The sequence below is a fragment of the Actinomycetota bacterium genome (genome assembly GCA_005888325.1).
Lineage (GTDB): Bacteria > Actinomycetota > Acidimicrobiia > Acidimicrobiales > AC-14 > AC-14.
Genome location: VAWU01000014.1, coordinates 41527 through 65384, shown reverse-complemented (window position 1 = coordinate 65384; position 23858 = coordinate 41527). Strand labels below are relative to the sequence as shown.

Sequence of the window (23858 nt, the reverse complement as noted above, 5' to 3'; positions counted from 1 at the left end):
CCGCTACTTCAGTTCGGGACCGCGATCAGGAAGCGGTCGCGCGCACCTGAACCGACGCGGTCGTGGTGACCAGCGGCCGACGAGACCTCCGAGACCGAGCAACGAGGCGACGACGAGCAGCGTCGGAACGCTCAAGATGACAACTCCGGCGCCGGCGGCGATGTCGTTCGTGTTGTTCGGGTCCGGCGACACGACCATGGCAACGCCATACAAGAACAGAAGCTCGGCGGTTCCGGCCAGGGCCGCGAGTCCGAGCTCACGCCAGTGACCTCGTCGTCCCAGCCGCCCCCCGAAGAGCAGTGTCGACAAAACCGCGACGGCTCCAAGTGGCGCTCCAAGTGCCAAGAACACTCGCACGGACACTTCATTGAGCGCGAGCACGGCGACGACGGGCGCCCACAGGCCGAACAGAACCAGCCAGATCGCGCCGTCACGGATGACCTGTCGGGGGATGCGATATCCCGAACCTTGAACGTGAGGGAGCGGCGTCCACTGGGCCCCCGTCCAGCGCCACCTGCCGTCGGGCGACACCGTCGACATCCAGTCGGTCCCCGACCACCACCACTCGCCATCGGGACTGAAGGAGGGATGCGGTGCCTGCTCCACGAGACCATTATCGGTGGCAGGGGGTCACGAATGAGTGTCCCGTTGAGGACGGTCCGAAGAGCACGCGCTCGACGTCCGCGGTAGAACAAGTTCTGGTGACGCTTCTACCTCGCCGCCCGCTGGGTGCCTCGGGCTTCGACGTGTCGGTGATGTCGCTGGGCTCATGGAGGACGTATGAGCGCATTCCGCGAGAGCAGGGTGTCGCGGTGATGTGCGCGGCGCGGGAGGCAGGGATCACATTCCTCGATGATGCGCGCTACGACGACGAGACTGGACGGGCGCCGACGCCGACGGGGTGGTCCGAGGTCGTGTTCGGTGAGTTGTTCCGCGCCGCTGGTTGGGCGCGCGAAGAAGTCATTGTCGCGAACAAGCTGTGGTGGGAGCACTGGCCCGAGGAGGACGCGAACGCCGAGCTCGACGGCTCGCTTGGCCGCATGGGCTTCGATCACGTCGACCTCATCTACGCCGTCGCACCGCCTCCTCATCTCACGATGGCCGAGCTGATCGAGCAGGTCGCCGGGCTCATCCGGTCCGGGATCGCTCGCGCGTGGGGCACGTGCATGTGGACCGTCGCGCAGCATCTCGAAGCGCTCGCCCTCTGCGAACAGGCCGGCGTCCCTGCGCCTGCGGCGGCGCAGATGGTCACGAGTCTCGTCGAGCACCGCGATCCTGATGACCCTGACATGCATCGGGCGTTCGTGCGGGGGCCGATCGCGCTCGTTGCGAGCTTCGTGCTCGCCGGGGGCGCGCTCACCGGCAAGTACCTGCGCGGGGAGCACGGTCGGGTTGACGACAACGAATCTCCGCTCAACCGGGCAGGGAAGGAACTCGCCCCGAAGGTCGTGGCGCTCGCGGAGCAATGGGGTGTGCCACCGTCACACGTGGCCTTCGCATACGCGTTCTCGCACCGGCATCTTGCGAGCGTGCTCTTCGGCGCACGCACGCCCGAGCAGCTCAGGGAGAACGTCGCGGCGTACGCGACCTTCGAAGCACTCGACGCCAGACAGCTCGAAGCTGTACGGGTGCTCGCAAACTGAAGCGCCAAGGGAGCCGAGCGATGCAGTCCTGTCCCGCCAGCCCGCTCTCGATCGGTTGTCTTCGATACGAGATGCTCCAGGTCTCCTCGACGTCGTACGCGCCCCTGACTTGACCGCGGGCCGGTCGCGGCACGACCATCGCATCATGCGTCATCGCCTTCTGCTGCCCGTCGTCGCTGTGCTCGTGATCGTCGCCGCCGGATGCGGGCCGATATGGCCGAACATCACGCCACCCGGCACCGCGCCCGTGCGGTACCGCGACCCGATCATCACTGCGGTCACGGTGACGAGCGACGTGACCTACGGCAGCGCGGTCAATCTCGAGAACCAGACGATCACATTGAAACTCGACATGTACCAGCCCACTGGCGACACGGTCACCAGTCGGCCCGCGATCGTGTGGGTCCACGGCGGCTCGTTCTGTTGTGGCAGTAAGACGTCGTCCGAGCTCGTCGATGAAGCGACGACGTTCTCCAAGAAGGGCTACCTGAACGTCTCGATCGACTATCGGCTCGAGTCACCGGGGTGCTCGGGATCGTTCTCGAATTGCGTGGCGGCGATCAAGGAGGCCGCAGAAGATGCCCAGACCGCCGTGCGTTTCCTCCGTAGCAACGCCGCGACATACGGCATCGACCCGAACCGCATCGCCATCGGCGGCTCGTCCGCGGGTGCGATCACCGCGCTCAACGTGGGCTATTCGTCCTCGGAGGATCCGTCGGCGAGCGTGCGAGCAGCGGTCTCGCTCTCAGGTGCGCAGCTCGTGGTCGGCACCATCTCGCCGGGCGACGCCCCGGCGCTCGACTTCCACTGCACAACCGACCCGCTCGTGTCGTACCAGTGGGCCCTGAGCACGATCGACGCCGCGCAGGCTCAAGGGCTCGACGCGTTCCTCGAGTACTGGAAGGAAACGTGCCACGTCCCATATAGCGAGCACCGTCAACAGATCCTCGACCAGTCGAGGAACTTCCTGTGGTGGGAGATGGACCTCGCTCACGCGGCCACCTGAGGACGCACGGCCGGGTGTTCCCGCGGTGTAGCGGCGGTTGGTCATGCGTTTGGAAGCTCCTGCCCGGAGTTTCCTGGTGCGAACCGTTCTCGACGGCGTACAACTGGATGGTGAGACCCTGCGAGAGCGCCCTGTTGGCTACGCGCCCGCTTCGGATCGCTCCCAGAACCCCACGAGGGTTGCGGCCACGCGATCTGGCTCGGCCTGGTGCGAGGTGTTGAGGTGGTGGAGTCCTTCGAACACTTCACCCGTGAAGTCCGGGAACAGTCCAGCGAGCCGCGTCTGCATCGCCTCCCAACGGGGATGCGTTCGTGACCCGCGACTGAAGTAGACCGGCGAAGCGAAGCCCGCGTACGCGGCCGGCTCGACACGGTGACGACGCAGCGCGCCCACGAACGCCCGGATTGCCGCCGGTCGCTTCGCCATCCACGGGGGCGGCTTCCCGGCGGGAGGCGCGGGAAGAATCACGTCCTCGGCAACCTGCAGTCGCATGAAGGCAGCCATCGACTCGGCGGGTGGGAGCAACACCGCTTCGTCGAACTCTGGCCAGCCGTACACCGCGTCGCCCTCCGCGGTCATGTCCGACGCCGGCTCGTCCACCGCCAAGCTCTGCACGCGATCGCCGCGCGACACCGCGTAGGCGAGCGCGACCGCTCCGCCACCCGAGTGACCGTAGAGGTGGAACTTTGTCAACCCCGCGTCGTGGGCGGCGCGGTCGAGCGCAACGAGCTCCGTGTCGATCGAGAAGTCGCCCGGTGGCTGGTCATCGTCGTAGACGGCGAGATCTCGGACGACGACGTCCACGTCGGCGAGGCGCTCTACGAGCGGGCCATAACGGATGGTTGCCGGCGCGATGATCCCAGGCAGGAAGATGACGGGATAGCGCATCGTCGAGACGCTTGGCGGGGGAGATCTCCCCCGGCGTTCTGCGCTACACCTTTCTGCCTGCGAAGGCGAGGAGCTTGTCGGCGGTGGACGCGTTCGGCGGCGCCGGCTGCTCGGCATCGAAGACGCCCGGCTTCCGGAAGTCAGCGGTGATCAACTGGCGGCCGATCGTGAGCGCAGTCTCGAGCAGTTCGTCGTCGTCCACCGTCTGGCCGGTCGCCTTGGCAATGTCGAGCGCGTGCGTCATGACGTCCATCACCGCAATGTTCAGTGCGACGCCCGCCGGCATTTCACCGAAGGGCAGCTTGACCATCTTCTCCAGCGCACCCTGGCCGCTGAACGCAGCACGCGCACGGTCGGACGCCACGTGGAACGCGCCCTTGTAGTCATCACCAAGGTTGTCGCCACCCATCAGCTGCCCGAGGCGGTCGTCCTGGACCGATCCCTGCTCGACGCACTCGGCGAACATGGTGGCGCCGCCGACGACGTGGTTGATCACGTCGCGCACCGTCCACTCTGTGCAGGGGGTTGCGTTGCCCAACTCGCTCGGCTCGACTCCGTCGACCACCGTCCCCGCGCGGTCGAGCACCTTCTCCATAGTCGGTAGCAGATCCATGGCCCACCTCTCGGTTGTCTGTCTCGAGTTCTCGTCGACGACGACGTGCATCTGCGCCGTCAAGCGCAACGTCATGCTCCGTGATGTACGGCGCTCACATCGTATCGAACGGGACGGTGTCGGGACATACGTGCGGCGCCAATCAGGCAGTTCGGGCGCCACAAGGTGCACGCGTTTCGGCCTTAGATCCGACGGCCACGCCGCCGGGCCGCTCATTTCGCGCTCGCGCGACGACGGTCGGCGCTCGTCCCTCACAGCTGGACGCTCGGCTTCGTCGAGCATCCCCGCGGGACGATTGTCCGATCACCAGCCCACACTTCCATCGACGAGCTCGCGGATGAGGTCGGCATGGCCGTTGTGTTGCGCTCAACCTCTGCCATGTGGCGTACCAGACCATGGAGCGACAGCTTGGAGGTGGGCACCGGTCGGCTCCTGCGGCCGAGGTCATCGAGTCCTTCGCACTTGAGAAGCAGGGTGGTGCGGTGGAACTCGAACCATGCCTCGAGCATTTCCCGCTCGCCCAAAGACGAAAGGTGGCTCCTTGCGGCGGGAATCGTCAAGGTCTTCGATCATCCGGACACCGTCCTGTCTCCAGCGCCACCAGTCTTATCGCTTGGTCCGCTCTCCGCTGGACAGGGGTCCGCGAATGCTCTACGCCGTGTCTGGTGTCGTCGATCGTCCTCGTTTTGATCATCGTCGTGGAGGCCGCCGCGCTGGCGACGGCCAGCGGGCTCTGGCTGCACCAGCGGCGCAGGGCCGCGACGCTCGAGCGGAAGCTGAGCGCGGCGGAGAGCACCTGGGCTTCCGGCGGTCGAGCGACGGTCAAGGCCGTCCTCGAGACGGCAGCGCTTGTTCGCGCGAAGGGAATCGGCGGCGCGATCCGGAGCTCGATCGAAGAGCTCGCGGGTTGGGCGCAGGTCGAGCAGCCTGACCTGCGCCGCCTCGCGGCCCGCGACGGCACGGTGACGATCTTCTTCTCGGACATCGAGGACTCCACCGCGCTCAACGAGCGCCTCGGCGACAAGGCCTGGCTCCGGGTTCTGGATGGCCACGACCGGATCGTGCGGCGCAAGGTCAACGAGCACGCCGGCCACATCATCAAGTCCCAGGGCGATGGGTTCATGATCGCCTTCGCCCTCCCCGCGGAGGCGATGCGGTGCGCGATCGGGATCCAAACGGCGCTGGCCAACGGCGACCGGCGGCTGCGCGGCACCCCGATCCGGGTGCGCATCGGCATCCACGCCGGCGTGGCCGTACACCGCGAAGGTGACCTGTTCGGCCGCAACGTCGCACTGGCGGCGCGCGTCGCCGCATTCGCCGAAGGTGGCCAAATCCTCGTCACTCCAGAGGTCAGCGCAGCGGTCGATGACAGCACCGAGTTCAGCTTCACCGACGCCGGGACGGTCGAGCTGAAGGGGCTGACAGGCGACTACCGCATCCAGACATTGCGCTGGCAGGCGGATCCTGCAGCGCACTGATGAGTTCGGAGTCCCCGGAGAGTCCTGGTGTCGACAGCATCCGAACGTCCTGAAGGAGCCTCCCCAGGGCCCCGCGCGAGCAGCGGCCTCGATCCACGCTGCACTCGCACGCACTGACCAGCGGGCTCAGCCGACGAGCACGGCGTGTTCCTCCTCGTGCATGCGGAGCACGCGCGATGCTCCTGCCGCGAACACGATCGCGAGCGCCGCGATGACACCGGAGGTTGCCAGGCGTGCCTTGGCAGCATTGGCGCAGTACCCGTACTTGAGCCAACTGCCAGTCTGGCTGTCCGCATCGCCTTGGGTCACGATCGCGAGAGCGGCGGGCACACACTGGCCGGAGCGGCCCTTAGGCACGTCCACTCGAAACGGGACGGCTGAGTAACCGATCGCGCCCAGGACGAAGCCCAACGCCAAGACCGTCACCATGCACCGCGCCGAGTTCCGACCCACCGTGTGGGAGCGTTCAGCGCCTTCCCGTCTGCGAGCTTTCGGCGTCGTGGTCATCAAGGTAGTCCCCGCGGGACCTGGGACGCCTCACTGGCAGCTGCGTTCTACCTCACCGGCCGGCGGGCGCCGTCATGACCGACGATGTCTCGTAACTTGAAGGTCATGAGCCAATTGAAACGCGTCGCGCCGATCTTCCCGGTGCGCGATCTCGACGTCGCGCTGGATCACTACAACCGGCTCGGGTTCGCAACGCGGAGATACGACGGCGGCGGCTACGGGTTCGCCGTGACGGATGACGTCGAAATCCATCTTGGCGTTGTGGCGAACTTTGATGAACACGGCCGCGCGAGTGCCTATCTGTTCGTCGACGACGCCGACGCCGTCGCGGCGCGTTGGGAGGCTGCGGGAGCGGAGGTCCATCCACCCCAGGACACCGAGTGGGGACAACACGAGGGAGCGGTCGTTGATCCGGACGGAAATGTGATCCGGTTCGGTTCACCGATGACGGACAGGCAGTTGTAGTAAGCCCGCTCCGAATCGCAAGCGCCGAGGGCTTCAGATCTGGCTCGATTACTCCCCAGGCAATTCCGCGGCTTTGATGATGCTTGTGATGGCTGGGAGCTGCGCGCGATCGCTATCGAGCTGGTCGACGATGACAGCAACGCCGACGAGGACACCTCCGCACGCTTCGATCAGATCCCGCGCCGCGATCGCTTGACTCCCGCGCTCGATCCAGTCGTCTACGAGCAAGCATCGATCGTCGGCCGTGACGGATTGCTGTTGGATTCGCAAGATCTGCCGGATGCCTCGGTAGTCGGGCTCAGATACAACCTCACGCTTCTGGCCAGGAAACAAGTTGCCTTGCTTGCGAATAGCAGCAAAGCCCACGCCGAGCGCGTTGGCTACCGCGCCGCCGAGGATGAAGCCGCGCGACTCGATCCCGCAGACCTTGGTGACATCTACGGAACGCCATGGCGCGGCCATTCCGGCCACTACCTCGGCGAAGGCGACTGCGTCATTGAAGACGCGCCAGACATCCGCGTGGCCGCCATCCCACTCGAAGCAGCGTAAGAAGGCATCGCGGCCCAGCTCGGTAGGCGACTTTTCCATCGCGCCCAGATTGCCCTGAAATGATGATCTGACGCAGACCCGCGGTGGAGGTGGCGAAGCCTGAGGCCGAGGCGCCGGAGCGGGCGCATCGCGGGAAGAGTGAGCATGGTGACTGCACGCCCCGTAGCCTGGCCCCGTGGCTGACATCCTGATCGCGCTGGCTTCGCAACACGCTGAGCTCTCGGATCTCATCGACGGGTGCACGAACGACGATTGGGAACGTCCGACACGCTGCGAAGGGTGGGACGTCGCCGCGGTGCTCGTGCACCTCGCGCAAACCGACGAGTTCGCAACCGCAAGCGTCCACGGAGACTTCGATCGTTTCCGCCACGGGTTTCTCGGAAACCGCGAACGCCAGACCGTTTCGGTCGACGACGCCGCCGCCGCGCAAGTCGATGCCGACCGAGGTGCGGGCGGTGACGCGATACGACAACGGTGGCACGAAGCGTCGCAAGCAATGCGCGCCGCGCTCGACGCCGCCGATCCTCACGAGCGCGTCACGTGGATCTCAGGCCAACTCTCGGTGCAGACCCTCGCGACGACACGACTCTCGGAGTGTTGGATCCACACCCGCGACATCGCATCCGCGCTCGGCATCGAGCTCCAGCCCACCGATCGGCTGCGTCACATCACCCGGCTCGCGTGGCGAACTCTCCCCTACGCGTTCGAGCGGGCCGACGCGGCGATGCACGGCCCGGTCGCGCTCGATCTGGTCGGGCCGAACGGTGAGCCGTGGCGCTTCGATCCCGATGCGCCCGCGCTCACGACGATCCGAGGCTCCGCAGCCGAGTTCTGCGAGGTCGCAGCCCGTCGCGTCGACCCCGACGCAACCGATCTGGTGGGCGACGGCCCCGACGCGGCGACGGTGCTCCGCCTCGTGCGGACCTACGCTCAGTAGCGAAGACTCGCTCGAGGCCTACGTTCGGTCGAGTATCTCGGCCGCGGCGCGTTCTCCCGAACGCACCGCGCCATCGATCGCGCCGTGCGACGTCGTCGAGGTCTCCGTCCCGGCCCAGTGCACCCGTCCGAAAGGCTCTCGCACCAGGGGGCCGAAGCGCGTGAGGATGCCCGGGGGGAGATGCGCGAACGAGCACCCACGCGTCCACTCCTCCTTCCACCAAGCGGTCTCGATGACCTCGGACGGTGACGCGGCGCGCCGGCCCAACCTGGCCGTGAGCGCGTCGACCAGTGCCCGTCGCCGTTCGCCGCGGTCGAGCGCGTCGACACGCGCGGCGACGGGTCCGAACGTGAAGGCCGCGATGACGCCGGGTCTGCCCGACGCAGGGGACGCGTCGAGAGTGACCTCCGCGACCGAGCCGGGCTCGGAGGTCTGGCCGCTGAAGCCGTCGCCTCGCCAGAACGGCTCGTCGTAGACCACGAGCGTCTTCGTCTCCGGTCCGGCTACCGCACTGCGATACAGCGTCAGACGGTCCGGAGGGACGACGGGGTCGAACTCGATCTCGAGCGTCAGCGCGGGCGGAACCGCGACGACGACGCGGCGAGCCGACACCGCGAGATCGTCCGCGTCGACGTCGACGTGATCCTCACGCTCGGTGATCGACCGTACAGGCGCGCTCAGACGCACCGCGTCTCCCAGGTCCTCGGCGATCCGTTGCGCGATGGATCCCGCGCCACCTTCGACCATGTTCTCCTGCGAGCCACCCTCGATCGAGAACAGCGTGTTGATGCTTCCGTGCGCACGCACGAGGAACAACAGGTGGAGGAACGACACCTCGTTCAGATCACCTGTGAACAGGCCGCGCACCGCCATCTCGAACAAATCGCGCGCGATGGTGGTCCGGATCCCGGAGCGCTCGAGCCACCAAGCCACCGTGCGCGAATCCCACTCATCGGCGCGCCTCGCCATCCATGGGGCGTCAACGGGGACGTGCTTCGCCATCCGATCGAGCTTCATCTGCGCCAACGCGATCGTGATGATCGCGAGTGGACTGATCTTGGGAATGAGGCCCCTGTAACGGCGCGTTCGTCCCTCGCCGATGAGGAGGTGAGCGCCCTTCACCCATGTCTTGTACGTGGACGCCCCCACCTCCCGCGCGAGCCCGAAGATCGCATCGTGCCGGGGGCCCAGCCACGCGCCTCCGCGGTCGACCGGAGAGCCATCGGACAGGCGGTGGGTCCAGATCCGGCCCCCGACGCGATCGCGCGCCTCGAGGACGACGACCGTCTTCCCACCTTGGCTCAACCGCCGCGCGGCCGTGAGCCCAGCGTACCCGGCACCGACGACGCAGACGTCCGCATCCACCCGCTCCGGCATGCGACCCGCACGGTACCCGATTGCATCGTCCGGGCGTCCAGGGCACGCTCGGTCCCAGATACGGTCTCCGATCGGGGAATCGATGGAACCTCGGCGACGCGGTCGGTGTACGAATGACGGTTGGTCCGGGTGTCGAGAGGGATGTGGCCGGCGATGAGCTTCCTGAGGCGATCGGCGTGCACCGCGGCGGTGGTGACGCTGATCGCGGCAACTGCATGCTCGGGTGACGACAAGGCGGCGCCGGCGTCCACGAGCGTCGAAAGGCCTCAGGTACCGGGCGAGCGCGATCGCGTCGTGGTCCGCGGCAGTGCCACCGTCGACGGGGCGCCGTTCGACTCGCGATGGGTCGGCGCCGTCGTTCTCAGGGGCGGATTGGTCACGCCCTGTCAAACCACGCTCCCGCCCGTCGCCAACGGGCGCTACTCGGTCACTGTCTTCGCCGAGACGGAGTCGAGTGGCTGTGGCGGCCCCGGCGCCCGGATCGTGCTGTGGACATACGCCGACAACAAGATCGTGTTCAGCACCAACGCGTTGGCTTGGCCCGGGAACGGCCGAGTCAAGAGCTTCGCGGCGCGCTACTCGACCTCCGCGCCGGCCGGCGCCGCACCCGTGACCGCGCAGTTCACGGGCGGCGTATTCCGGGCAGACGGCGTGGAGCTTCCGCCCGGAACGCGGGTCGAGGCCTACGTTGGCGACACGCGCTGCGGAGTCGCATCGGTACGGAGCTCGGAGAGCTTCACGGGGTACGTCCTCTCGGTCGTCGGGCCCGACTCGATCGCCGGATGCACCCGCGGAGCCACCCTGGCCTTCCGCATCGACGGTCGCCCCGCGGCGGCCACGACCGTCGTCAACACCCCTCCGGGTCAGCGAGAGGCGCTCGACCTGACGCTGCCATAGGGGGCACCGACCTCTACGGTGGCGCGGTGCGCCTCTACCTGGTTCAGCACGGGCCGGCCAAGACCGAGGACGAAGACCCGGAGCGGCCGCTCACGGACGAGGGCGTGGACATCGTTCGAGGTGTCGCACGCGACGCGGTCGAGAGGTTCGGTATCCGGGTGGGTCGGGTCATCCACTCCGGAAAGGCGCGGTCCCGTCAAACCGCCGAGGCCTGGGGTGAACTGCTCGACACCGATGTCGAGCAGGCCGACGCACTCGCGCCGAACGACGACCCCGCGACCTGGGTAGCACGCCTCGACGGGGAGACCGAAGACCTCATGCTCGTCGGACACCTTCCCCACCTCGCGCGACTCACGGGTCTCCTGGTCACGGGCACCTCCGACCACTCCGTCGTGAGCTTCAGGCAGGGCGGGCTGGTGGGACTCGAGCGAACCGACACGGGTTGGGGGGTCTCGGTCGTTCTCCCACCTGAAGGCGCGTGACCGCGGCGCGGTTTAGAGCGTGAAGGGGGGTTTCGGCGAGGTGATGGCGGCGACCTCGATTCTCTAGTGTTGCGCCCGTGAGCCCCGAGCACCCCAACGCCAGCGCGTACCGTCGGACAGCAGACGCCTTCCGAGCGAGCGATCACGCCACGTTTCGCACCCTCGTCGCCTCGGATGTCGTATGGCACGTCCCGGGTGCGCACCCGATGGCGGGAGACGTACGCGGCCAGGATGCGCTCGTCTCGTGGCTGAGCCAGGTGAGGGAGATGGGGTTCTGGCTCGAGGAGCACGACGTGTTCGGCAACGACGACCACGTGTGCGCCCTGAGCCAGATGGGCGCACGACGCACCGGCATCGATGTGCAGACGCGCGTCGTCAGCGTGTTCCACTATCGCAACGGCCAGATGCTCGAACGTTGGTTCTACCCGGAAGACGGCTCCGCCTGGGCGCAGATCTTCACCGGCTAACGGGTCCGGTCGCGCCGCCCGAGGGTGATCGGTGTGGCGCGATGATCGTGGCCCATCCAACCGAATCGACTCGGAGGGGCTCATGGCTGCCTATGTCGTGTATCAAGGCGAGGTTACGGATCCGCAGCGGTACGAGGAGTACAAGACACGAGCCGCGGCGAGCATCGCCGCGGCCGGCGGTCGCTATCTCGTTCGGGGCGGCGACGTCGAGGTGCTCGAAGGTGAACCCCCGGCGGGTCGCACCGTGCTGATCGAGTTCCCGACGATGCGAGCCGCGTTCGACTGGTACCGAGGAGACGAGTACACCGAGGCGCGGAAGCTTCGTGCCGGCGCAGCCCGGGCTCGCATGTACGTCGTCGCAGGCATCGCCTCGCACGCGTGAGCCTCGAATGGGAGCAGACGATCGTCGACGCCCGGGATCCGGTCCGGCTGGGCCGTTGGTGGACGGAGGCGCTCGGCTGGGTCGTGGTCAACGACGTACCCGACGAGTACGAGATCCGGGCCCGTCCCGACCGTCTTCCCGGCCTGCTCTTCGTACGGGTCGCAACCCCCAAGGCACACAAGAACCGCCTTCATCTGGACTTCCGGCCCGACGACCGCGACGCGGAGGTGAAGCGTCTCGTCGACCTCGGCGCGACCCGGGTGGACGTCGGCCAAGGCGAGCAGTCGTGGGTCGTGCTCGCCGACCCTGAAGGCAACGAGTTCTGCGTCCTCAGCTCTCGGGAGCCGACCGCCTGACCCGGCTCAGCTGTGACGGGCGACCGCGTTGCAGCGACTGACAGACTCCGGACATGTGCTGCCAGGACACCAACACGCTCTCGTTGCCGGCGCCGGTGATCGAGACGCTGGCTCAGTACCGTCGCCTCCTCGACGAGCGCGGATGGGACTAGGGGGACGAGCAGATCGACCTCTTCCGATGGACCCGCTTCACGAAGTTCGGGGCCGTCTTCGCCGAGTACGCCGCGACGGGCGACTGGGCACAGGCGATCCGAAGCGTGATCGACGCCGATGTGCCGGTCGGAGTCGTCGTTGTCAGAGTCGACGAGAGTGGCGCGCTGCGGGCCGACGTCGGGCCGGCCCTCATCGCGGTCGCGGGTCGCACGGTCGCGATCGACGTCATTGTCGACTCCACATGTGACACGGCCCTGACGCTTTCGATCGCCGGCCGGCAAGCGCACGTTCCGGCGCGAGGAGCTGCGGTCGAGACCATCGATCTCGATGGTGCGCACCCGGCGTTCACCGTCTCGTCGAACGGCGACGTTCTGACGGTCGACGGTGCGGCGCGCACACGCGCATCGGCCGAGCTCACCCTCGCGTCCTCTCACTGCGCTCGCTGGTCGGTCACCGATGCGAGCGGCGGGGCCTGGTTCCCGGACGGCGTCCTGACGAAGTGGGACTTCCACCACCGACCCTTCTTCCACGGCCACGACGTGACCCTCACCGTGCCGGCCGAGGCGCTCGAGGTGGTGTGCACCCGGGGCCTCGAGTTCGACCGGGAGGTGCGCGAGGTGACTCCCCCTGCGGGAGAACGGGTCACCGTCGAGTGCGAGCCGGTGCGGTTGATCGATCCTGCCGCGGACGGATGGTATGGCGGCGACATGCACGTGCACATGAACTACAGCGGCGACCTGATCTGCACGCCGGGCGACGCGGCCCGCATGCAGCTCGGAGAAGGGCTCCATCTGGTCAACCTGGTGGCCGCCAACTGCCTCACGTCGCGCGTCTACGACCGCGACATGCTCGAGCAGTTCCCCGATGCCGATCTCCCGTGGTCGACGGGTGATTCGGTGGCCCGCATGGGTGTGGAGTACCGCAACGACCTGCTGGGTCACGTTCACGCCCTCGGCCCGAGCGGCCCGCCGAGCCGCTACTTCACCGGTCACGACCGATCCGATCATCCCGAGGACTGGCCGCCGAACAAGGTGGGTTGCGACGAGCTCCGCAGCTTGGGTGCCACCGTGGGCTACTGCCATCCGGCGTTCAGGGAATTCCCGGACGACGGGTCCACCCGTCGCTTCTTCAGGACTCCGCGGTCGGTCGAGGCTCGCGAACTGGTCGCCGACGCCGCGCTCGGTGTCGTCGACTCCATCGACCTCATCTCGCCGACCGATGACGAGGGAGCGGTATTCCTGTACCACCGGCTGTTGTCCTGTGGTCTACGGCTAGCGGCCACCGCCGGCACCGACACGTTCCTGTCGTTCTCACACAGCGGGACCTTCTCCAACCCACCCGGCTGGGGTCGAGTCTATGCCCACCTCGGCGATCAGCCCTTGTCGGTGGCGAGCTTCAAGGAAGCCATCCGCGCCGGGCGCACCGTGGTCACGAACGGGCCGTGGCTCACCCTCGAGGTGAACGGACGAGGCCCGGGAGCGGTGCTCGAGCTCGGTCCACGCGACCGGCTCGAGGCCGTCGCACGGGTCGGGGGGCCCGGCGCGCAGCATCTGTCGCTCGTCGGTCCCGACGGCCTGCTCGCGGAGGGCGATCCCGCCGAGCTCCGGTTCGAGACCGGGTTGGAGGGTGGGCCGACGTGGATCGCCGCCGTTGCCCGCGGTGCCGGCCATCCCAACACCCTCGAGGAGTCGGTGCTCGCGCACACCTCACCGGTCTACGTCGACGTCTCCGGCCGGCGCGTCGGTCGCGCCGCCGACGCGCAATGGTGCCTCGAATTCCTCGACAAGCTCGAGGACCTCGTGCGCGAGCACGGACACTTCGATCCCGCTACGCGCGATGAGCATCTCGGCGACGTGGTTGCCGTGCTGGACGATGCACGCGCCTTCTACCGTCGGGTCGTCGACTCGGCCGGGCACTGACCCGAACCGCCGACCGCCTGCCCCCTCTGGGTCAACCGTTCGGAGGATCCCCGGGTTCGGGCGGCCGGCCGCCGCGGGCCCTGATGTCGTCGAATCGCTCGCCGAAGTGCCAGCGGTGTCCCTCGAGGTCGGTCGCCTCATAGCGCCGCTCGCCGAAGAAGGCGTCGTCGAGCTCCATGGTGATGGTGGCGCCCTCGGCCACCGCATGGGCGTAGTGGGAGTCGATGTCGTGGACGTAGACGTTCATCATCACCGTGGTCACTCCCGCCTCGAGCGGGCTGTGGATGCGATGGATCTCCGGGTTCGCGTGTCCGATCATCACGACACCGCTGCCCACTCGCATCCAGCAGAGGTACTGGCCGTCGAACTCCATGCGGGCCTCACGGCTCTCGCGGAACTGGAAGACCCGCGTGAGGTAGTCGACGGCGGCCAGCTCGTCGCGGTAGGCGAGCCTGGGGTAGATGTCGGGGGTCGTCGTCACGGTCGACTGCGGTTGCTCCTGGCCGATGGTGGACATGAGTCGCTCCTTCGCTCGCGAGAAGACCACCGGGTCGCCCGGGTCGTCGGGCTCGATCCGGTCGGGTCGGAGTCGTCGGATCGGATCGAGGTCGTCGTTCACGACCCGATCCTCCCAGGGTCTCTGTCCCCGGTGCTCTCGCCGTGTTCTCCCCCGCTGAGGTCCGCGAGTTCACGAAGACGTCTGCGCGCCCGGTGAATTCTTGAGCGCACGGTGCCGATGGGCAGGCCGAGGGCGTCGGCGACCTCCTCGTAGCTCAGCGACTCCCAGACGTGGAGCATGAGCGCATCGCGTTCCGGCTCCGGTAGCGACATCACCGCCTGCGCGACCCGCTGCCAGTGCTTCGAGGCATCGACGACGACGCTCACACGATCGGCGTCGTCCACGGGCGACAACCGCTGCGCAGCGAGCCGCGCCATCGCATGGATGCGCCGCGCCTCGCGACGCCGGTGCTTCGCCAGCAGGTTCGTGGCGATGCCGTAGAGCCACGGCCGCGCCGCCGGACGCAGCACGTCATAGGTGTGCCGCTTCTCGAAGGCGACCCGGAACACCTCGCCCACCATCGCCTCGGCCTCGTCCGGTCCGAGCCGACGCACGAGATAGCGATGCAGCACGGTCGCGTGGCGGTCGAAGATCGTCCCGAACCGAACCGGGTCGTGGAGTGACGCGGCGATCACCGCGGCGTCGGACTCCTCCTCCACACTCCTCATGTTCCCCGCAGCCGATGGCAGGTTCACGCAAGGGCTACGGGAGGCTCGCGGATCGTCCCACGAGCAACGCCATCCCACGCCAGCGCCACATGCAATCGACGTGGGCCAGTCCGGCGTCGCGCATCCAGATCAGCTGCGTCTCGACGTCGACAAGCCGGTCCTCCGGATCATCGGCCGTCCGTCCGATGCGAGCCAGGAACTCCGCATGCAGCATCGGCGTGGACGACGCGACGATCTCCAAGTTGGCGAAGACACCGCCGGGCCGGAGCTGACGAGCGACCTCGTTGATCAGAGACCGCTTGCGACCGTCGTCCAAGTGGTGGATGGCGAAGCCCGAAACGATGAGGTCGAACTCCCCGAGCGTGCTCAGGTCGTCCGCGAGATCCCACGGCCGGACCTCGACGCGATCGTCCGCGCGGAACCGCTCACGCGCTCGATCGAGCATGGGTGGCGACCGGTCGACGGCGACGACCCGCGCGACGGTCGGAAGCGCATCGACCACGAGACTCACCAGCCGGCCGTCACCGCATCCCAGGTCGAGCACCGACCGCGCCTCGCGCGGCAGCATCTCCAGCAACGCCGCTTCGCCCGCGAGTCGCGGTGGCAGTCGCTCCACTCGATCCAAGTACCAGTCGACCTGATCCGCGTCGTGCCATCCGGCTGTCGGCGTGCTCGCCGGCTCAGGGGCCGGCGCGCGGTCGTCGGCATGCACGGGACCAGTCTCGCGTGAACGCGTGGAGGGTCTCATGGTGCGAGGCGCTCGAGGGCCCAGCCGCCTCCCTCTTTCCGGTAGCGCAGCCGATCGTGGAGCCGATCATCGCGGTGCTCCCAGAACTCGAAGTCCGATGGCGCGACGCGAAAGCCACCCCAGAACGGTGGGAGCGGGACGGCCTCGTCACCGAATCGGGCCGCCAGCCGCTCGACCTCGGCCTCGAGGAAGGCCCGGCTCGGCACGGTCTCACTCTGGTGGGATGCCCACGCGCTCAGCTGGCTGGCGCGGGGCCGGTTGCGCCAGTACGCCTCCGACTCCGCCGGACCTAGACGACTCACGGCACCCGTGGCGCGCACCTGACGACGCAGCGTCGTCCAGTGCAGGAGCACAGCCGCATGTGGGTTCAGGCTGAGCTCGTGGCTCTTGCGACTCTCGTAGTTCGTGTAGAAGCAGAGCCCTCGTGCGTCGAAGCCGCGCAGCAGCACCACCCGCGCCGACGGCCGCCCGTCGAGATCGGACGTCGCGACCACCATGTGGTCGGCCTCGTCGGCGATCGCGGCGACCGCCTCGTCGTACCAGCGGGTGAGCTGCACGAAGGGGTCGGGGTGGACGGCGTCCTCGGTCAGCGTCATCCCTCGGCACCCTACGTCGCGAGAGCGACGGGCATCTGCAGCTCGGTCACACTCCGAGCGGGATCATCGGAGTGCCATTCGTGGTAGAGCTCGCGGCTGCGGCCATCCAAGCGGTAGCCGCTGTCCTCGATCCATCGGACGAGCACTTCGTACACTGGCACGACGTTGTCCATCGAGCCGCGGTGGATGACTGAAGCGACTTCCACGACTGGCAGATCCACGATTCGCACGCGATCAGTTCCATCGACCGCCTGGTCGCCGATGTCGAAACCGGTGTGCAGCACCACCGCTCCGTCGTCGGACGGCTCCTCGTACCAGGCGACCGTGATCCCCGGTTGCGCCGCGCTTCTCTCCAGGTGCGCCGCCACCTCGGGGAGCACGCGCATGAAGACGGGGCCGAGGTTCTCATGCCCGAACCCCGGCGCGGTCGCGGCGATCTCCGCGATCCGGAGCGGCTGCGTCGACTTCAGCACGATGTCGGGGGAAGGGACGGGATCCGCGGCGTCGAGCGCGCGAAGCTGCGCTTCCACTCTGCGCAGCCGGGCCTGCTCCTCGGAGACTCGCTGCTCGATCTCGGTCCGTCGTGCGCGGAGCATGGCGACGAGCTGTTCGAGCGGAGGATCGTCCTCGAGCAACTCGCCGACCTGGTCGAGACCGAACCCCAGGTCGCGCAGCGCCACGACGCGGTGCAATCGTTCGAGCTGGGCGACTCCGTAGAAGCGGTACCCACTCTCCGGATCCACTCGGTCGGGGCGCAGGATGCCGAGCTCGTCGTAGTGGCGGAGCGTTCGCGGCGAGACCTGGCCGAGCCGGGCGAAGTCTCCGATGCTCAACATGACATCGCCCATTCTTGGTCGCGAGAAGGCCCCCGAATCGCGGAAGATGCTTGCGGCTTGTCGCTGGGCCTGATAACATCGAACGTACGTTCGCTTTCCCGTGAGCTGTAGCCCGGACGCCGGAGTTCGCCAAGCGTCTGCAGGTTCCACCACGCGCAGAAGACCCGCGAGGGGTACCGGCTGGAGGGCGGGCCGGGGCACTGGCGCTGGCTGAAGCCCGACGGCACCGACGTCGACGCGCGACCACCCCCACCGCCGCGATCGCAACCCGACGACGGCAGGGCACGATCGCGGAGCCACAGGCGCGCATCTGTGACGCCGCGATCGCGCGAGTCGAGGAGCGCTGGGGGAACGCGGAACCACTTGACCTTCACGCGACGGAAGGTTGTCTCATCGAGAGATGAGAGACGACGAGCTTGCGTACTACTCGACCGCCGGCCCGATGACGACCCTCGATCCCGGGTCCGACGCGTTCGAGGAGCTGCCCGAAGACCCGCTCGCGCTGGGGCCGGTCGTGCAGGGCCTGATCCTCCACGAGTTCTGGGCCGACCGGTACGGCGTCGAGATCCCACCCGCACGGGCGGACGAGGTCGAGACGCGCGCCGCGTCGGCGATGGTCGAGCTCATCCGGCGGCTCGATCCCGCGCCGCTGAGCACGTCGCGACCTCCCGACCGGCGGATGATCGGCAACTGTCGCCATTTCTCGACGCTGACGTGCGCCCTGCTCCGGCGGTCCGGGATCCCCGCCCGGGCGCGGTGCGGCTTCGCGACGTACTTCGAGACCGATCGCTACATCGACCATTGGGTGGTCGAGTACTGGGAGCCGGCGCCCGCGCGCTGGCGGCGGGTCGACTACCAGCTCGACCTCGTCCAACGGCAGGCGCTGGGGCTCGCCTTCGACACAACCGACCTGCCGCCGGGCAGCTTTCTGGACGCGGCCGAGGCCTGGCAGCTCTGTCGATCTGGCGGGGCCGACCCCGAGCGCTTCGGGATCCTCGACTTCTGGGGCATCTGGTTCGTCCGCAACAACGTCGTGCGCGACCTCGCGGCGCTCAACAAGATGGAGCTGCTTCCCTGGGACGGTTGGGGCCTCATGACCGTGGCCGAGGAGCACGAGGCGGGACCCGCAAGCGCCGTCATCGACAAGGTGGCCGACGCGATCGTTGCCGACGCCTGGCTCGAGTGTCGCGGCCTGTACGAGGAGCACGATCTGCTGCGCGTACCAGAGGCGGTCGTCAGCTACCGCGCCGGCACGACCGTCGCCCTGCCCGCCTGACGACGCGCTCGGCCGGCTGCAACTGCGCACACAGCCGTCTCACGTCGGCTGCTCGAGCTCGACCGGCTCGAGCTCGACCGGCTCGAGCTCGACCGGCATGGCGAACTCTCCCAGCTCGCTGCGCGCGTAGGCCATGCCTTCGAGGCGTCGCGCGACGAGTCCGAGGCGCAGGAACACGCGGAGCCCGCCGATGCCGTCGATGTCGACGTCGAAATGGCCGGTGACCCAGCCCGCGCCGGCGTCGACGTCGACCAGCGCGACCTCGGTCACTCCCATGGTCGTGACGGTCGCCGCGTTCGGCGGGCGGACGACCAGCTCGAACGGCACCGGTCCGATCGGCGAGTGGGTGGTGCCCGCCCACGCGCCGGCCAGCTCGCCGTCGGGATCAACCGCAGTGGGGAGGCGTGGCATCGGCGTGTCGTCCGCGACGTACTCGAACGGGTACACGCCGCCGTAGAGACGGGCCCGCCCGTCCGCGCCGACGACGAGATCGAGCTCCCACCCGTCGAACATGCCGCCGTCGCCCCGCCAACGGTCGCCGGCGGGCTCGAGCCGGGTCTTCGTCTCCGAGCTCACGATCGCCCCCGGGGACGAGCGCAGCAGTGGGTGATCACCGGGCTGCGTCAGCTCTGCCCGCAGCTCCCAGAACGTCGACCGGTAACCCCCGAGCAGCCGAGAGTCGACCCGCGCCGGCGTCGTCGTCCGGCTGAACACCGCCGGCTCGTCCAGGCCATACGCGAGCGCGGCGCCGGCGATGACCGAGCGGGCTTCCTGCGCGCCGCCGGTGTTCAGCAGGACGACGGCTCCCACCCGCTCATCGGGATGGGCACCGATGAAGTTCGTGAACCCGACGCCGTCGCCCCCGTGGCAGAAGAAGGCGCGACCCCCGCGCCGGTCGACCCGGAAGCCCAGGCCCATGCCCCCTCCCCCCGGCCCGAGCGGCGCGTGGAGCCGCTGCATGTCGGCCACCGTCTCGATTCTCACGACCCCGCCGCCGCCGTTGAGGTGGGCCAGCATGAAGCGCGCCAGATCCTCGGCCGTCGACACCATCGATCCCGACGGCGGTGGAGGCTCGAAGGGCCACGGCACGGTCGCCAGGCGCAGCACGCGGCCGTCCATCTGGCTCGGCGCATGCCCGACCGCACGGTCCTCGTGACCCGCGGGCGGCGCACCGATGCGTGTCGCCGTCATCTCGAGCGGGACGAACACTGCCCGCGTGACCACCTCGTCCCAGGCCGCGCCGGCGAGGTGGGCCAGCAGGCACCCGAGCGTGTCGTAGCCGTTGTTGGCGTACACGAGCCGCGATCCCGGGGCGGCTTCGGTGGCGACGTGGGTGGTGACCTCGTCCTCGACGGAGACGGTCGAATGCCATGAGGCCGACACGCCCAAGCCGCCGGTGTGCGTGAGCAGCTGGCGGATCGTGACCGGATGCTCGTCCTCCCAGGCGTTGGCGAGACGCACCTCACCGAGGTGGGCGTTGACCGGATCATCCAGGCCGATCGTGCCGTCCTCGACGAAACGCATGAGCGCGGTGGCCACGACCGGCTTCGTCAGCGACTGCGCCGAGAACGTGGTGGTCGGCGTCACCGGAGCCGGATCGTCGATGTCGACGACGCCGTACCCGGCCGACCACACGATCTGGTCGTCGACGACAACGGCGACACTGGCCCCGACGACCCCTTTGGCGAGCTGCTCCTCGATCACCTCTGCGAGGCGCTCCATCGCCACGATCCCACTCTCGCGCGGGCGGACGTCGGCCCGCTCCGACGGTCAGCCCCGCTCAGAGTTGCGGGCCGTCGTCGTCACACGTCATGGGCGGGAACGGCGTCGTTCGATCGCCCTGCCGTTGCCAGACCGCGACGTTCGCGTTCGGGCCCGGGTCGATCCACAGCACACGGTTGGTGTGCAGGTCGACACCGAGGAGGGGATTGACCACGTTGCTCGCCACGACGTGGATGAGGATGCCGTGTGCGCGCTCGCCCGTGCCACAGCCCCAACTGGGCCACACCGCGTCGATCGTCTGCGGACCGCCGAGGTCGATGGTGACCACCGCGCCGATGAAACGGTCGTTGGCTGCCGGCACGCGGGTGGTCCACGGTGCCGTGCGGACCACGCTCGGCCGCTCGTCGGCACCCAAGAGACGCACATGGGGGTCGTCGGTGGCCACACGTATCGCACGCGATCGCGCTGCCGCGGTGTAGGCACGACCCGCCGGATCCGACGCAGGGGCCGTGCCCGCGGCCGCGCGGCTGGTCGCACCCGTCGCCCGAGGGGCTTTGCCTTGCCGCGATTGTGTGTTGTCGCTTCCGTGCGAGCACGCGGCCATCAGGAGCACGACGGCGAGCGGAACCGTGCAACGCAACAGCGCGCGTCGGGCGCTCAATGGCACACACCCGAACCGGCATCGACGTAGGACTGGCCGGCCTGGGGGACGAACTGCCAGTCGTAGCTCGACGCGTGGAGCGTCAGCTTCAGGATGCCGAACACCGTGCTGTTGCGGGCTTCGCTGTTGGCGGCGACGGTCGTGCCCGATGACTCGTGGCTGCGACCGCCCGTGCCCACGACGAACTCGCGGATCCCTCGGGCCGGGTCGGCGCCGGCCAAGGGGTCCTGCGGCGCGAACCGCTCGTAGTTGTGCACGTGGGCGTTCAACACCACGTCGGCACCCGCTGCGTAGAGGTCCTTCCAGAAGGCGTCGCTCTTGGTCGAGGGCGTCTTGGACGAGAAGCGGGGCTCGTGCCAGTACGCGAGGGTGCATGCCGCGGGGTGGGCGGCCAGGTCGGCCTTCAGCCACTGCTCCTGAGCCGACCCCGCCGCACACGAGATGACGCTGCACCCCCGCGTCGTGTTGAGCACGATCACGTGCCAGGAACCGAGGTCGTAGCTGTAGTAGCCCTTGGTCGGGTCGCCCGCCGAGGTTCCGAAGTAGCCGTAGTAGTCCTGGGCATTCGGCTTGCAGAGGTTGTAGCCGTAGAGGTCCGGGTTGGTGGACTTGTACTCGTGGTTGCCGGGCGCAGGGCGCGAGATCGACTTCACCCGCCCCCAGGTCGGGTCGTAGGACGCGGCAAAGGCGCTCGCCGGGGAACAGTCGTACTGCATGTCGCCGAGGGGCAACACGGCGTTGTAGTCCCCGTTGACCAGCAGGTCGGAGGTGTACTTCTGATGGCAGTACGTCGAGCTGCCGAGACCTCCGTTGAAATACGGATCGTGCGGGTCACAGGCGGTGTCGCCGACCGCGGCGATCACCGGGTCGGAGGCGGTCACCGCCGCGGTCGGCAACGACCCGAGCGTCGCCGAGCCGCCGATGTTGGAGGCCGTCACGAACACGCGCAGCCCGTGGCCGACGTCGCTTGCCGTTGGAACGTACGTGGTCGCGGTCGCCCCGGTGATGTCGACGCAGCTCGCGCCACGGCTGTCACATCTCCGCCATTGATAGGCGTAGGTGATGGGCTGGGTGCCGCTCCAGGTGCCCGGGTCGCCGGTGAGCGTCTGGCCCTGTTGCGCGGTGCCGTTGACCGAGGGGCGCACGACGTTGGCCGGCGGCTGCGCGTTCGCGGTGACGACGGATGTGGCCGCCGAGGTCGCGGTGCTCGAGCCGACAGTGTTCCCGCCGGTGACGGCGACACGCATGGTGAAGCCGACGTCCGACGAGGTGAGCACGTAGGTTGCGGCGGTCGCGCCCGGGACGTCGGCGCAGCTCGCGCCTGCGTTGTCGCAACGCTGCCACTGGTAGGTGTACGTGATCGGCGCGGTGCCGCTCCAGGCGCCCGGAGCAGCGGTGAGGGTCTGGTTCGCCACCGCGGTGCCGCTGATGACGGGGGGCGACGTGTTGGTCGGCGAGGTGCTCGTCGTGCCGTTGGACACCAGGATGTTGTCGGCCACGATCGTGAAGCCCTGGGCTGCGGAGTTGTTCCCGATCTGCACCGCGCTGATCCCCGCGGACGAGACGTTTGCCGTCGCGGAGTGGTACACGACATTGCCGTTCACCGAGACGTCGACCGTTCCGGTCGCCGAGCCGGTGGCAACCACGTGAACCTGCAGCTGGGCCCAGGTGTTGAGGGGGAGGTTGGCCGACGTGGCGTTGTAGGTGTTGTCGTACCAGACCCAGATCCCACCGGCGCCGTTCTGGCGATAGAGGCTGACGAGCTTGGTGCCTCCGGCATCGAACAACCGGAAGATCGGCACGTTGCCACCGCTTGCGCCTTCCGCCTGGACCTGGAAGTCGCCGGCCGCCACGAGATCTGTCTGAGCGCTGGCGAGCGACTCGCGCGCGTAGGCGAAGGACCCGGCGGCCGTCGTCGCCGAGAGACGGGCTGCGTACGTTCCCGTCTTGACGACCGCGCTCTGGACGGTGGCGGAACCGGCGGCCCCGGTCTGCACGGTGGACCAGGCCGCGAGGTTGCCCGACTCGAAGTCGTCGCTGAACAGCACCGGGCCCGCCTGCGCACCACCCAATTGCGCGAACAGACCCGCGAGCACCGCGATGACGAGAATGCCCGCGCGTCTGCGCGCCGTTCGTTTCCCTGGTCGGGGGGAGACCATGCGTTACCTCCGCCGTGGGCCGTGTTCCCCCCGCACGCTATTCGCGCTCCCCCGACCCACCTATAGGTCGCACGACCCATCGATGCCCACGTGTGCACGGCGCGTGGCACGCCGTCACGTTGTCGGTCTCACGGCGTGGTGGTGGAGGGCGGGGGTGCGCTCGGCGCGCGCCCGGCGCCACCCGCCGGCGGCGCGGGTGGCGCGCCGGTCGTGGGGATCGGCACCCGCCGCATCGGCGGCGCCGGCCAGGGAACCGTCGACTCGGACGGGCGGAGTGGCCCGTCGCGAAGCGCGGTGTCCCGCACGTTCCGCGCCGCAACGTCCGACACCCGCCCGGGCGCGAGCGCGAGCGCCAGCACCAGGAGCACCATGACCGCGACGATCGCACCCCCGACACGAGGGCGGTGATCGAAGCGTCGTAGGAACAGCGTCGCGACAACTGCGCCGACGACGATGATGGCGGCTGCAACCCCCAGGTAGAGGTCGCCGGCGTGAGGTCGCACGACCTTCCGAG

Annotated in this window: 28 protein-coding genes; 12 read left to right on the top strand and 16 right to left on the bottom strand. The window is 68.4% G+C overall.

The window, feature by feature from the left end:
• Positions 1-3 precede the first annotated feature (3 nt).
• Positions 4-606 (bottom strand): hypothetical protein, encoded by a 603-nt coding sequence (locus E6G06_03295; protein TML93241.1) that lies wholly within the window; start codon positions 604-606, stop codon positions 4-6.
• A 95-nt stretch (positions 607-701) separates the two neighbouring features.
• Here E6G06_03295 and E6G06_03290 point away from each other — a divergent pair, with 95 nt between their 5' ends.
• Positions 702-1643: an aldo/keto reductase gene (locus E6G06_03290; GenBank protein ID TML93240.1), complete on the top strand. Its 942-nt coding sequence runs from the start codon at positions 702-704 to the stop codon at positions 1641-1643.
• Between the two features lie 145 nt (positions 1644-1788).
• On the top strand, positions 1789-2649 hold the full coding sequence (locus E6G06_03285; protein TML93239.1) for an alpha/beta hydrolase: 861 nt from the start codon (positions 1789-1791) through the stop codon (positions 2647-2649).
• 138 nt (positions 2650-2787) lie between these two features.
• Here E6G06_03285 and E6G06_03280 read toward each other — a convergent pair whose 3' ends face one another.
• Genes E6G06_03280 through E6G06_03270 form a run of 3 tightly spaced genes read right to left on the bottom strand, consistent with a single transcriptional unit; the run spans position 2788 to position 4659 of the window.
• Entirely contained in the window at positions 2788-3654 is an 867-nt protein-coding gene (locus E6G06_03280) for an alpha/beta hydrolase (GenBank protein TML93238.1), read from the bottom strand.
• Entirely contained in the window at positions 3581-4432 is an 852-nt protein-coding gene (locus tag E6G06_03275) for a TIGR03086 family protein (protein TML93237.1), read from the bottom strand. The genes E6G06_03280 and E6G06_03275 overlap by 74 nt, the downstream gene beginning before the upstream one ends.
• Positions 4402-4659, bottom strand: a complete 258-nt coding sequence (locus E6G06_03270; protein TML93236.1) for a DUF664 domain-containing protein — start codon at positions 4657-4659, stop codon at positions 4402-4404. Before E6G06_03270 ends, E6G06_03275 begins: the two co-directional genes overlap by 31 nt.
• Before the next feature lie 153 nt (positions 4660-4812).
• Here E6G06_03270 and E6G06_03265 point away from each other — a divergent pair, with 153 nt between their 5' ends.
• Positions 4813-5628, top strand: coding sequence for an adenylate/guanylate cyclase domain-containing protein (locus tag E6G06_03265; protein ID TML93252.1), 816 nt, complete (start codon positions 4813-4815; stop codon positions 5626-5628).
• A gap of 126 nt (positions 5629-5754) precedes the next feature.
• Here the strand turns inward: E6G06_03265 and E6G06_03260 are convergent, their stop codons facing one another.
• Positions 5755-6039 (bottom strand): hypothetical protein, encoded by a 285-nt coding sequence (locus E6G06_03260; protein TML93235.1) that lies wholly within the window; start codon positions 6037-6039, stop codon positions 5755-5757.
• A 201-nt stretch (positions 6040-6240) separates the two neighbouring features.
• Between E6G06_03260 and E6G06_03255 the strand changes: the two genes are divergently transcribed.
• Positions 6241-6600, top strand: a complete 360-nt coding sequence (locus E6G06_03255) for a VOC family protein (protein ID TML93234.1) — start codon at positions 6241-6243, stop codon at positions 6598-6600.
• Between the two features lie 48 nt (positions 6601-6648).
• On the opposite strand, the gene E6G06_03250 is transcribed toward E6G06_03255, so the two are convergent.
• Positions 6649-7188, bottom strand: a complete 540-nt coding sequence (locus E6G06_03250) for a phosphoribosyltransferase (GenBank protein ID TML93233.1) — start codon at positions 7186-7188, stop codon at positions 6649-6651.
• A 136-nt stretch (positions 7189-7324) separates the two neighbouring features.
• Between E6G06_03250 and E6G06_03245 the strand changes: the two genes are divergently transcribed.
• Positions 7325-8086 carry a maleylpyruvate isomerase family mycothiol-dependent enzyme gene (locus E6G06_03245; protein TML93232.1) on the top strand — a complete coding sequence of 254 codons (762 nt, stop codon included), beginning with the start codon at positions 7325-7327 and terminating at the stop codon, positions 8084-8086.
• An 18-nt stretch (positions 8087-8104) separates the two neighbouring features.
• On the opposite strand, the gene E6G06_03240 is transcribed toward E6G06_03245, so the two are convergent.
• Entirely contained in the window at positions 8105-9463 is a 1359-nt protein-coding gene (locus E6G06_03240; GenBank protein ID TML93231.1) for an FAD-dependent oxidoreductase, read from the bottom strand.
• 153 nt (positions 9464-9616) lie between these two features.
• Here E6G06_03240 and E6G06_03235 point away from each other — a divergent pair, with 153 nt between their 5' ends.
• The 6 genes from E6G06_03235 (at position 9617) to E6G06_03210 (ending at position 14119) form a co-directional block, all read left to right on the top strand.
• Positions 9617-10360, top strand: coding sequence for a hypothetical protein (locus E6G06_03235; GenBank protein ID TML93230.1), 744 nt, complete (start codon positions 9617-9619; stop codon positions 10358-10360).
• On the top strand, positions 10246-10842 hold the full coding sequence (sixA, locus tag E6G06_03230; GenBank protein ID TML93229.1) for a phosphohistidine phosphatase SixA: 597 nt from the start codon (positions 10246-10248) through the stop codon (positions 10840-10842). Before E6G06_03235 ends, sixA begins: the two co-directional genes overlap by 115 nt.
• A gap of 77 nt (positions 10843-10919) precedes the next feature.
• Entirely contained in the window at positions 10920-11309 is a 390-nt protein-coding gene (locus tag E6G06_03225) for a nuclear transport factor 2 family protein (protein TML93228.1), read from the top strand.
• 82 nt (positions 11310-11391) lie between these two features.
• Positions 11392-11691, top strand: a complete 300-nt coding sequence (locus E6G06_03220) for a DUF1330 domain-containing protein (GenBank protein TML93227.1) — start codon at positions 11392-11394, stop codon at positions 11689-11691.
• The gene (locus tag E6G06_03215; protein ID TML93226.1) at positions 11688-12047 is read left to right on the top strand and encodes a VOC family protein; all 360 of its coding nucleotides are present in this window, start codon (positions 11688-11690) and stop codon (positions 12045-12047) included. The genes E6G06_03220 and E6G06_03215 overlap by 4 nt, the downstream gene beginning before the upstream one ends.
• 257 nt (positions 12048-12304) lie before the next feature.
• Complete coding sequence (locus tag E6G06_03210; protein TML93225.1) at positions 12305-14119, top strand: hypothetical protein; 1815 nt, start codon at positions 12305-12307, stop codon at positions 14117-14119.
• Positions 14120-14150: 31 nt separating this feature from the next.
• Here the strand turns inward: E6G06_03210 and E6G06_03205 are convergent, their stop codons facing one another.
• From E6G06_03205 to E6G06_03185, 5 genes are read right to left on the bottom strand one after another with little or no spacing between them, the layout of a single operon-like run.
• A complete protein-coding gene (locus E6G06_03205; GenBank protein TML93224.1) occupies positions 14151-14738 on the bottom strand; it encodes a hypothetical protein in 588 nt (195 codons plus the stop codon).
• Positions 14735-15346 (bottom strand): RNA polymerase sigma factor, encoded by a 612-nt coding sequence (locus E6G06_03200; GenBank protein ID TML93223.1) that lies wholly within the window; start codon positions 15344-15346, stop codon positions 14735-14737. The genes E6G06_03205 and E6G06_03200 overlap by 4 nt, the downstream gene beginning before the upstream one ends.
• A gap of 34 nt (positions 15347-15380) precedes the next feature.
• Entirely contained in the window at positions 15381-16094 is a 714-nt protein-coding gene (locus tag E6G06_03195; protein ID TML93222.1) for a class I SAM-dependent methyltransferase, read from the bottom strand.
• Positions 16091-16690, bottom strand: a complete 600-nt coding sequence (gene pdxH, locus E6G06_03190) for a pyridoxamine 5'-phosphate oxidase (protein TML93221.1) — start codon at positions 16688-16690, stop codon at positions 16091-16093. The genes E6G06_03195 and pdxH overlap by 4 nt, the downstream gene beginning before the upstream one ends.
• Positions 16691-16701: 11 nt before the next feature.
• Complete coding sequence (locus E6G06_03185; GenBank protein TML93220.1) at positions 16702-17538, bottom strand: MerR family transcriptional regulator; 837 nt, start codon at positions 17536-17538, stop codon at positions 16702-16704.
• A 388-nt stretch (positions 17539-17926) separates the two neighbouring features.
• On the opposite strand from E6G06_03185, the gene E6G06_03180 reads away from it, so the two are divergent.
• On the top strand, positions 17927-18802 hold the full coding sequence (locus E6G06_03180) for a transglutaminase domain-containing protein (protein ID TML93219.1): 876 nt from the start codon (positions 17927-17929) through the stop codon (positions 18800-18802).
• 39 nt (positions 18803-18841) lie between these two features.
• Here E6G06_03180 and E6G06_03175 read toward each other — a convergent pair whose 3' ends face one another.
• The 4 genes from E6G06_03175 to E6G06_03160 form a co-directional block, all read right to left on the bottom strand.
• A complete protein-coding gene (locus tag E6G06_03175) occupies positions 18842-20524 on the bottom strand; it encodes a beta-lactamase family protein (GenBank protein TML93218.1) in 1683 nt (560 codons plus the stop codon).
• A 58-nt stretch (positions 20525-20582) separates the two neighbouring features.
• Entirely contained in the window at positions 20583-20969 is a 387-nt protein-coding gene (locus tag E6G06_03170; protein TML93217.1) for a hypothetical protein, read from the bottom strand.
• 212 nt (positions 20970-21181) lie between these two features.
• Complete coding sequence (locus E6G06_03165) at positions 21182-22432, bottom strand: alkaline phosphatase (GenBank protein ID TML93251.1); 1251 nt, start codon at positions 22430-22432, stop codon at positions 21182-21184.
• Positions 22433-23472: 1040 nt separating this feature from the next.
• Positions 23473-23847 (bottom strand): hypothetical protein, encoded by a 375-nt coding sequence (locus E6G06_03160; GenBank protein ID TML93216.1) that lies wholly within the window; start codon positions 23845-23847, stop codon positions 23473-23475.
• Positions 23848-23858 lie beyond the last annotated feature (11 nt).